Genomic DNA, 9,670 nt, shown 5'->3' with positions numbered 1-9,670 from the left:
GCTATGACAACGCCCTGGCCGAGACCATCAACGGTCTCTACAAGGCCGAGCTCATCCATCGCCGAGCGCCTTGGAAGACGAAGGAGGCTGTGGAGTTCGCGACGCTCGAATGGGTGTCCTGGTTCAACCACCATCGCCTGCTCGAACCCATCGGGTACATCCCGCCCGCAGAAGCCGAGGCAAACTACTATCGGCAACTCGCCAGTCAGTCCACCGCGGTGGCGGTCTGACTTAAACCAAACAGCCTCCTTGAAAACCGGGGCGATTCATGCCAGCGTTTCCCACCAACGAGAACTTCAACGATCCGCTCACTCAGGTGCTGGACGTGCTGCGGCCCGCAACCTACATGTTCCGGGCCTTGGATGCCGGGGGCGACTGGGCACTCCGGTACCCCGGTATGAAAGGCTTGCGCTGCTACGCAGTCACCCGAGGCGCCATCTGGATGCACATTGACGGTGAGCCCCAGCCGCGCCGGCTGGAGGCTGGCAGTTGTGTGGTCCTGACCCGGGAGCAGGCGTTCTCGATGGGCAGTCGCATCGATCTGCCGCCGCAAGACGCGATCGGCACCCTCGCGACCGCGCCTTGGGGCGCAGTGGTGACCATCAATGGAGGCGGTGAGGTTTACGGCCTGGGCGGGATGTTCATCTTCGAGAGTGCCCACGCCAGCCGGTTTCTGGAAACCCTGCCTGCGGTCATGCACTTTGAGGGACTGCCAGACCAGGCCAGATTGAATGCCGCGATGGAGGTGATCATGAGCGAGCTTCGCGAGCCGCGTCTCGGGGGACGCCTGGTGGCGCAGCAAACATCACTGTCCATCCTGGTCTTGGTCCTGCGCCAGCAACTTGGCCAGAGCGCAATGACCAGCCAGGGTTGGCTGCAGGGGCTGGGCGACCCGAAGATCAGCCGTGCGTTGCATGCCGTGCATGTCGCGCCAGCTGAACGTTGGACCTTGGCGACGCTGGCGCAGGAAGCGGGAATGTCCAGATCCGCTTTCGCCTTGCACTTCCATCAAACCGTTGGCGAGCCCGCGATCAGCTACCTGCAGCGCTGGCGTATGTTGTTGGCAGCCGATCAGTTGCAACGTACGCGCAATCCCATCGGTGAAATCGCGGCACAGGTTGGCTACGAATCGGTAAGCGCTTTCAGCATGGGGTTCAAGAAGTTCATGGGTCAGTCGCCGCGCGCATTTCGGAATCAGTGAAGTACGAAATGCCCTTGTATGAAACCGTCATTTACCTGGCGACAGCCACGGCAAAAGTCAGGCGCGAAGTCCGCGCTCTTTCATCGACACTTGCGACTCTCTGAGAGTCGCGTTTCAATGTTGAAGCAGTGTGGGGCGCATGCCTAGGCGCGCGTTTCGGTGTGACGCCAGCTCGCGCGCCGCCCTTGGCACGCGAGCGTCAGTGCCGAGCCAACGGTTTGCAGTTGGATCTACGGCCTGTACGCTGCGCCTGTTCGTTGTCTGATCCGATCAGCATCATGCAAGGCAAGCGTACGTCCCTGGCCGACCCAGCTCGCGGGCTGGTCTGGTCTAACCCCAATGTCTCAGATGAGGTCTTGGTCCGCCTCGCGCTGAGGCACGGTGCTTACCACTTCGTCTTGGACGCCGTTCTCGACTTCGGTCTCGCCTATGTTCGAGAGCAGTGGCTGCTGATGCTCTAAGATGAAGACGCCGCGCCGCCGAAGGACGCCTGTGTCGATGTCGAACGGAAACTGGGCAACATCGAGCGGGGCTTGCGCTCGGTCGGCCTCTGACAACGTCATCCAGTCACCGCGCCGGAAGTTCCCGCGCGCCGTGCGCAGCCGTGCCTGTTACAAGTCTCGACAGACCTTATTCAAACGTTGCATGTCGGGCGGGACAATGTCAGCGCATTCGACAGGTCTTGAGGCCTTCAAAACTCGAGTGCCTCACCTGGGAAGAGTCCGACAGACCTTATTCCAACCGATCACGACCGTGACACCCACAACCAAGCCCTGGCGGCGACGCCCGCCCTTCGTGGTGGGTTTGGGCGATGGCCGCGAGGTCAGAGGTACCTGCTTCTGATCGGCGTTGAAACCGGTGCGGGGTCAGCGAGCGCCTGGGCATTGGCGCTCCGCAGCCGAGAGTCCCCGAGCGCGGCCCTGCGCTCGAGGGCCTGGGCGTCAGCGATCAGGTCCGTGTGATCGATGCGCCGCCGTCAACCAGCGACGCGGTTCCAGTCACGAAGGCGGAGTCGTCGGACGCCAGGTACAGAACCGAACGAGCGAGCTCTTCCGGCGCTGCCACGCGCTTGAGCGCATGCAAATTCGTCACGAACGATTGCGACTCCGGTGTGTTGTTCATGCCGCGGTACATGTCGGTGTCCACTGCGCCGGGCAAGATGGCGTTCACGCGGATCCCTTTCGGGCCATATTCGGACGCCAAGGCCTGTGTCAGGCCGATCAGGCCCGACTTGCTGGCCGCATAGGCCGCCACGCCCGGGAAGGCAAAGGTGTGACCGACAAAGGTGGAGGTGAAGATCACCGAGCCGCCGCCTGTCTTCTCCATCTGTGCGATCTGGTGCTTGGCACCTAGGAAGGCGCCAGTCAGGTTGATCGCCAGTGTGTCGGTCCAGCCGGCTTCTGACACACCGGTGCTGGGACCGGCTTCGCCGAGCGTGCCGGCGTTGTTAAAGGCAATGTCGAGGCGGCCGAAGCGGCTCACTGCCAGTTCGGCGGCGGCCTTGGCGTGGGCTTCGGACTTCACGTCTCCCGCCAATGCCACGGCCGTGCCCCCGGTAGCGTGAATTTCCGTGACCAGCGAGTCGAGCTCCGAGGCGCGACGGGCGGTGACGACGATGCTGGCGCCTTCCTCGGCGAACAGCTTGGCGGTGGCTCGGCCGATGCCCGAGCTGGCACCGGTGACGAGGGCTACTTTTCCGGACAGACGTCCCATGATGATCTCCTTGCGGTTGAGGCTCGGATGCCAGGACATCTCGCATCTCGTCGCCATGGATTCAGTATGGCGAGCGAGCACTGTTCGCGGTAGATTGCGAATCTCGGAACTACTTTCCGGAAAGCCAGAACAATCATGCTCAAAGTCGAGGGAATCGCCAGCTTTGTGGCCGTGGCCGAAGCGGGCTCGATCAGTGAGGCCGCGCGACGCCTGCACCTATCGAAATCAGTCGTCAGCGAACGCCTGGCCGACATCGAAAACAGTCTGGGTACGAGGCTGCTGCACAGAACCACGCGCAAGATCAGCCTTACCGAGGACGGCACCGCATTCCTCGATCGAGCCTTGCGAATCATGCGGGAGATGGAGGAGGCCGCGGCCGAGATCTCCGAGCGCCGAGGCACCCTTTCGGGCCCACTGCGAATCTCTGCGCCGGTCACCTTCGGGCGACGACATCTTGGCCCTGCGCTCTACCCGTTCCTGATCGCCAATCCTGCGATTGAGCTCACCCTTGACCTCGATGATCGGCGCGTAGACGTTTCAGCCGCGGGCTATGACGCGGTGGTCCGCCATGGCGTGATCGAGGACTCACGCTTGGTCGCGTGGACGCTGGCGCCAAGCCAGCGCGTGTTGGTGGCCTCCCGCGCGTACCTGGAGCGGTACGGAACACCGACGGATGTGGAGGCGTTGCGCACGCATCGGGGCATCTTCTACGTCAACCGCGGCGTTGCAGACTGGCAGTTCGTGGGCGAGTCTGGGACACAGAGTGTGCGCGCCAAGGTGGCACTGCGTGTGAACAACGGCGACATGATGTTGGACGCCACGCTGGCCGGCGTCGGCATCTCGCTGCTACCGGGTTTCATCGCAGGCGAAGCCATTGGGCGTGGCGACTTGGTACCGATCGAGGTCGGCGCCTCGACCGCCCACGAGTTCATCTACGTGGCGCATCCCGAAGGGCGGCGCACCTCGGTCAAGCTGAGAGCCATGACCGAGGCGCTGCGGAACGCCATAGGGACACCGCCCTACTGGGACGCATGGAAAGATGCGGAATCGGGTCGGAGCGTCATCGCGTAGCGCCCGAGCGCCAGCGCCTTCATGACGGTCCCGGCCCGCCGTCGTCAAACCGCCTCTGCGCTTTCGCCGGCCTTCGACCGCGCAGCGGCGCCGGGTACAGGCCGAAGTTCCGTTCCCCGAGGGGCAGGTCATCACGGCGGGATTCAATCTGGCAAAGACACCCACACGCCTCGGAGCCAGACCTCTGCCACCTGCGGCCACCCGCTCGTGTGTCGACCCGGCAGAGTGCCAGCGCCGGAAAGGGCACAAGAGGGTAAGCCGCCACGGGCTGCGCCCCTCAGCGGACCGACGGCGCAGCCAAGGGCGTCGGCTCAGGCGCCCGGGGCAGGGTCAGCACGAACTCGGCCCCGCCCGCAGGGTGGTTGGCCGCGCTGAGCTGGCCGCCATGCTGCTCGACCAGCCCGTAGCTGATCGACAGGCCCAGCCCGGTGCCCTTGCCCACCGGCTTGGTGGTGAAAAAGGGATCGAACAGGCGCGACAGGTGCTCCGGTGCGATGCCGGGGCCGTTGTCGCGCACCGACAGGCTCAGCCGCTGCGGGCTGCGGCTGAGCTCGATCCACAGGCGCGGCGGGGCGATGCCGGCGCCGGCCACGGCGTCCAGGGCGTTTTGCAGCAGGTTCATCAGCACCTGCTGCAGTTGGCCGCCGCTGGCGATCACCCAGGCGGGCTCACCGGGCTGCCAGTTCAGTTCAAAGCCTGCGGCCTGGCCCTTGCGCACCCAATGCACGGCGCGCTCGACCACCTCGCAGAGGTTGACGCAGCTGCGCGCCTCCGGGTCCATGGCCGAGAAGCGCTTGAGGCCGTTGACGATGTCGGTCGTGCGCGTGGCGCCCTCCACCGTGCCTTCGATCAGCGAGGGCAGGTCGGCCAGCAGCGCATCGATGCGCAGTTGTTGGCGCAGGTCGGCCATGGCGTGGGCGCTGGCGCCCCCATGCAGGGCGCCCAGGTAGCGTTGCAGGCGTTCGCTGTAGCGGCTCAGGGCGTGCACATTGCCCAGCACAAAGCTGATCGGGTTGTTCAGCTCGTGGGCCACGCCCGCCACGAGTCGCCCCAGCGAGGCCATTTTTTCGGAGTGCAGCAATTGCTGCTGCGCCTGCTTCAAGGCCTCGTGGGCGCTGCGCAGCTCGTGGTAGGCGCGTTTCAGTTCGGCGGTGGGCCGGGCCACGAACACCGTGCCGGCGCGGTGCCCGCTGGGCCCGACGCGCGGGGTGCAGTTGGCGTCCACCGACACCGCGTGGCCCTGGGCGTCCAGCAGCATCAGCTCCAGGCCCTCGCCGCGCCGGGGGGCCTCGTGGTGGCCCAGCACGCTGCGGGCCCGCTCGGCACTGGCCTCATCGGCCAGCAGGTCGAACAGCAGCGCTCCGCGCAAGGCCTCGTCACTGCGGCCCACCAGCTCGCACAGGGCGGCGTTGGTCTCCTCGATGCGGCCGTGTTCGTCGCACACCACCAGCACATCCGACATGGCCGACAGCACGCTGAAGATGAATTGCTGCGATTGCTCCAGCTCGGTGTTCTTCTTCTCCAGCTCGATCTCGTCGCTGATCAGCTGCGAGTAGACCTCGTCCATCTTCTGGATCACGTCCACCCAGGTGGATTCGTCCACCCCGTCCATGGGCAGATGGGGCATCAGCGAGTCCAGGCCCTTGGGCCGCTCGGGGGGGGGTCGGGCGTCGGCCATGCTCGGGCTCAGTGGACGGTGCAGACCATGCAGGGGTCGAACGAGCGCACGATGTGCTGCACCGACACCGGCGTGGCCTCGCCGGGGCGCACCGGCGCGCCTTCCAGGGCCCCCTCCAGGGCGCCGGCCTGGCCGCTGGCGTCGCGCGGAGAGAAGTTCCAGGACGTGGGCGCCACGATCTGGTAGTTGGCCAGGCGGCCGTCGCGCACTTCCAGCCAATGGCCCAGCGCGCCACGTGCGGCCTCGGTCAGCCCCACCCCCGATCCGTCTTCCCAGCGGGCCGGGGCACTCACGCACCAGGGCTCACCGCCCTGCAGGGCCCGCAGCCAGCCCTCCATCAGCGGCAGCACACGGGCCAGCTCCAGCAGGCGCGACATCACCCGCGTGTAGACGGTGCCACCGTGCCGGCCCACCAGGTCGAGCACCAGCGGCGAGCCCGAGCAGAGCTGGCGCGCGATGGCGCCGGTCTCCACCACGGCGCCACCCAGGCGCGGGGCCTTGTTCCAGGTGTAGGCGTGGGCCTTGTCGGCCAGCGGCTGGGTCAGGCCTTCGCTCGGGTGGCGCGGGCCTCCGGCATCGCTGAGCCAGGCATGGGTGGCGTCCTCCCGGATGGCCGCCAGATCGAGGGCTTCGCGCAGGCCCGAGTCGGCGCGCCACAGTCCGCCGGGCAGCGCATGCCCACCCCCGGCCTGGGGGTAGGCGCCGTAGCTCAGGTAACGGCCGGGCCCGGGGCCCAGGCGCTGCAGGCCCAGCGCCTGGCTCACGCTCATGAAAAAGCGCAGGTCGCCCTGCCAGGGGTCTTGCGCATGCCAGGCCAGCAGTGCGGCCTCGCTGTCCAGCGCATTGATCTGCTCCAGCGGTGCGGCAAACAGCTGCTCCTCCAGAAAGGCGCGGAACTCGCGCAACTGCGCCAGCAGGCGCACGCGCTCCACCGCCTCCAGTGCCCGCGTGCTGCCACCGGGCTCCAGCCCCTGGGTGTGCGGCCAGCGGCCGGCCAGGGTGCCCAGCAGGGTGAACCAGCGCTCGCGGGCGGCCAGGGCGGCGCGGCTGCGGCTGCCGTGGGTGGGGTCGTGGCGCTGCTGTGCGGCTTCGTGCCAGGGCTGGTCTGCGTACACCTCGCGGCAGAAGTCGGGCATGAAGAACAGGTAGAAATGCGTCAGGTGGTCGGCCAGGTTCTCGGTGGCCAGCACCAGGTTGCTCATGTGCAGGCCGTTGGGCGGCACGCTCAGGCCGGCCCGGTCGGCCAGGGCCCGGGCCGCGGCCACCGACTGCGAGACCGAGCAGATGCCGCAGATGCGGGGCACATAGACCAGGGCGTCCATGGGCGCCTTGCCTTGCAGGATCTGCTCAAAGCCCCGGTACATGGGCGCATTCACATAGGCGGCGCGCACCTGGCCGTCGGTGACCTCCAGGCTCACCTCCAGATCGCCTTCCACCCGGTTGAAGGGGCCTACCAGCAAGCGTGTCATTTGAGCCGCGTCTTTCGGATCGTGGGCAGCACCACCAGGTGGTCGGCCACCGCATTGAGTTTCACCCGCCGGGGGGTCGCCGATTTCGACAGCGAGGCCAGCGCCACGAACCAGGCCTTGGGCATGTCGGTGGGCAGCCCGATCGGGATGCCCACCACCTTGGGGGTTTCGTGGAACGGGTGGCCGGGCTCCTGAAAGCCGGGCTCGGTGCAGGCGATGCAGGCATAGCCGCCCCGGGTGCACGAGCCCTGGCCGTTCCATAGCCGGGTGTTGCAGTCGGCATGGACTTGCGTGCCCTTGCAGCCGCGGTGCTCCATCATGCAGCCCAGGTCGGAGGGCTTCTCGGCACTGGCCTTGAACTCGTAGTACTCGTTGCGCGTGCAGCCGTGGTGCACCAGGTGGTCGGCAAAAAAGCGCGGCCGACCCAGGGCGTCGAGCTGTTCGGCGCCGAACTCGCCGGCCGCCAGCGCCATCAGGCTGTCCAGCACCCACTGCGGGTGGGTGGGGCAGCCGGCGATGTTGATCACCGGCAGGCCGCTGGCCGAGCGGAACCCCGCCCCCAGCAGTCCGCCGGCGTGGTCGTCCTCGTACTGCAGGCCGCAGGCCTCGGTGGGGTTGTCGCCGCCTGCCGTGATGCCCCCCCAGGCGGCGCAGCTGCCCACGGCCACCACGTGGCGGGCCTGCCGGGCCAGGCGGCGCACCCAATCGATCATGGGCAGGCCCGTGCCGGCCAGCACATGGAAGCGCCCGGTGCCCCCGGGGCCGCGCAGCAGCGAGCCCTCGACACACAGGGCATCGAGGTGCTGGCGCCCGTCCAGAATCCGCTGCAGCAGGTCGATCACCTCATGGCCGCTGGGCAAGGACAGCGAGGGGTGCCACAGCAGCTCGATGCCCGCGTTGCGCAATTGACCGTGGAAGTCCTGGGTCTGGGCGCACAGCAGCGACATGCTGCACCCGCCGCAGCCGCCCGACTGCAGCCACAGCACCGTGAAGCCAGGTGGGTTCATGGGGTCATCCTTCCAGGCCGAAGCGGGCCATCTTGCTGCGCAGGCCGACCCGGGACAGGCCCAGCTCGGTGGCGGTGCGGGTCTTGTTCCAGCGGTGGCGCAGCAGGGCCTCGCGCAGGATCACCGCCTCGATCGCGTCCAGGCGCTCGCTCAGCGTGCCCGCGCTGGGCAGGCCGGAGGGCATGGCGCTGCTGCGCCCCGCGGCCCCGTGCAGCACCCGGCTGGACAGGGCGCTGGCGCCCAGCATCTCGCGGTCGCTGAGCGCCACGGCGCGGGCGATCTCGTTGCGCAGTTCGCGGATGTTGCCCGGCCAGGGGTAGGCCATCAGGCAGCCCAGCGCCTCGTCGCTCAGGCGCACCCCGGGGCGGCCCAGCTCGGCGCCGATGTCGCTCACCAGGCGGTGCGCGATGAGGGCGATGTCGCCGGCACGTTCGCGCAGCGGCGGCACGGTCAGGCTGACCCCGGCAATGCGGTAGTAGAGGTCTTCCCGGAACAGGCCCTCGCGCACGCGCTGCTCCAGGTCGCGGTGTGTGGCGGCGATCACCCGCACGTTCACCGGCATCGGCCGGGCGCCCCCCACGGGCCGCACCTCGCCCTCCTGCAACACGCGCAGCAGGCGCACCTGGAAGGCCGGCGAGGTTTCGCCGATCTCGTCCAGGAACAGCGTGCCGCCATGGGCGCGCTGGAACAGGCCGGGGTGGTCTTCATAGGCCCCGGTGAAGGCCCCACGCTTGTGGCCGAACAGCTCGGACTCCAGCAGGGTGTCGGGGATGGCGGCGCAGTTCTCCACCACGAAGGCCCCGCTGGAGCGCGGGCTGGCGTAATGGATGGCGCGTGCCAGCAACTCCTTGCCGCTGCCCGACTCGCCCAGCACCAGCACGCTGATGTCGTAGCGGGCCACCCGGGCCGCCACTTCGCACACCGCGTCCAGCGGGCTGCCGGGGGCGCGTTCGATGCGGTCGAAGTCAAACACCGCCCGGGCCCGGTCGAGCTTGGCGCTGGCGCGTTGGCGCAGCACCGGTGTGCTGCTGCGCAACTCCAGGTGCAGCCGGTGGGTGTCACGCTGCAGGGCCTGGGTCTCCACCGCGTTGCGCACCGTGCCCAGCAGGTGTTCGGGCACCCAGGGCTTGAGGATGTACTGGTAGATGCCGGCGTCGTTGATGCCCGCGATGATGTCTTCCGAATCGGTGTAGCCCGAGATCACGATGCGCACCGTGTCGGGCCAGCGTTCGCGCACTTCCTTGAGAAAGCCCACGCCGCTGAGGCCGGGCATGCGCTGGTCGCACAGCACCACGCTGACCTCGTGCTGCTCCATGTGCCGGCGGGCGGCGTCGGCGTCGCTGGCCGTCAGGACCCGGAACTCCTCGTCCAGCGTGCGGCGCAGCGCCTCCTGCGAGCGCACCTCGTCGTCCACCACCAGCACAAGGGGAAGCAATTCAGTGGAGCTCATGGTGGGTGTCGTGGTGGGGCGGGCTGGCGGATTGTAAAGGGGGGCACAGCCTGGTCACAGGGCTGTTTTCCCGGGGGCTGG

At 67.7% G+C, this 9,670-nt stretch carries 9 protein-coding genes; 3 read left to right on the top strand and 6 right to left on the bottom strand.

The window, feature by feature from the left end; all coding sequences use genetic code 11:
• A partial coding sequence (locus tag F624_RS0110505) for an integrase core domain-containing protein (protein ID WP_031254661.1) occupies nt 1-230 on the top strand: 230 nt, incomplete at its 5' end.
• 38 nt (nt 231-268) lie between these two features.
• On the top strand, nt 269-1,201 hold the full coding sequence (locus F624_RS0110500; protein ID WP_019574260.1) for an AraC family transcriptional regulator: 933 nt from the start codon (nt 269-271) through the stop codon (nt 1,199-1,201).
• Nucleotides 1,202-1,545: 344 nt separating this feature from the next.
• Here F624_RS0110500 and F624_RS0110495 read toward each other — a convergent pair whose 3' ends face one another.
• Together F624_RS0110495 and F624_RS0110490 are read right to left on the bottom strand one after the other, a co-directional pair.
• Nucleotides 1,546-1,764, bottom strand: a complete 219-nt coding sequence (locus F624_RS0110495) for a hypothetical protein (protein ID WP_019574259.1) — start codon at nt 1,762-1,764, stop codon at nt 1,546-1,548.
• A gap of 385 nt (nt 1,765-2,149) precedes the next feature.
• The gene (locus tag F624_RS0110490) at nt 2,150-2,914 is read right to left on the bottom strand and encodes an SDR family oxidoreductase (RefSeq protein WP_031254660.1); all 765 of its coding nucleotides are present in this window, start codon (nt 2,912-2,914) and stop codon (nt 2,150-2,152) included.
• A 135-nt stretch (nt 2,915-3,049) separates the two neighbouring features.
• Here F624_RS0110490 and F624_RS0110485 point away from each other — a divergent pair, with 135 nt between their 5' ends.
• Nucleotides 3,050-3,985 carry a LysR family transcriptional regulator gene (locus F624_RS0110485; protein ID WP_019574257.1) on the top strand — a complete coding sequence of 312 codons (936 nt, stop codon included), beginning with the start codon at nt 3,050-3,052 and terminating at the stop codon, nt 3,983-3,985.
• Nucleotides 3,986-4,262: 277 nt separating this feature from the next.
• On the opposite strand, the gene F624_RS0110480 is transcribed toward F624_RS0110485, so the two are convergent.
• Genes F624_RS0110480 through F624_RS0110465 form a run of 4 tightly spaced genes read right to left on the bottom strand, consistent with a single transcriptional unit; the run spans nt 4,263 to nt 9,589 of the window.
• Nucleotides 4,263-5,663: a PAS domain-containing sensor histidine kinase gene (locus F624_RS0110480; protein WP_019574256.1), complete on the bottom strand. Its 1,401-nt coding sequence runs from the start codon at nt 5,661-5,663 to the stop codon at nt 4,263-4,265.
• A gap of 8 nt (nt 5,664-5,671) precedes the next feature.
• Nucleotides 5,672-7,132 carry a nickel-dependent hydrogenase large subunit gene (locus tag F624_RS0110475; protein ID WP_019574255.1) on the bottom strand — a complete coding sequence of 487 codons (1,461 nt, stop codon included), beginning with the start codon at nt 7,130-7,132 and terminating at the stop codon, nt 5,672-5,674.
• Nucleotides 7,129-8,139, bottom strand: coding sequence for an NADH-quinone oxidoreductase subunit B family protein (locus tag F624_RS0110470; RefSeq protein WP_019574254.1), 1,011 nt, complete (start codon nt 8,137-8,139; stop codon nt 7,129-7,131). Before F624_RS0110470 ends, F624_RS0110475 begins: the two co-directional genes overlap by 4 nt.
• A gap of 4 nt (nt 8,140-8,143) precedes the next feature.
• Nucleotides 8,144-9,589, bottom strand: coding sequence for a sigma-54-dependent transcriptional regulator (locus F624_RS0110465; RefSeq protein WP_031254659.1), 1,446 nt, complete (start codon nt 9,587-9,589; stop codon nt 8,144-8,146).
• Nucleotides 9,590-9,670 lie beyond the last annotated feature (81 nt).

This window comes from Curvibacter lanceolatus ATCC 14669, assembly GCF_000381265.1.
Classification (GTDB): domain Bacteria; phylum Pseudomonadota; class Gammaproteobacteria; order Burkholderiales; family Burkholderiaceae_C; genus Curvibacter; species Curvibacter lanceolatus.
Note: the sequence above shows the minus strand (reverse complement) of the source record. Positions and strands in the feature narration are given on the sequence as shown.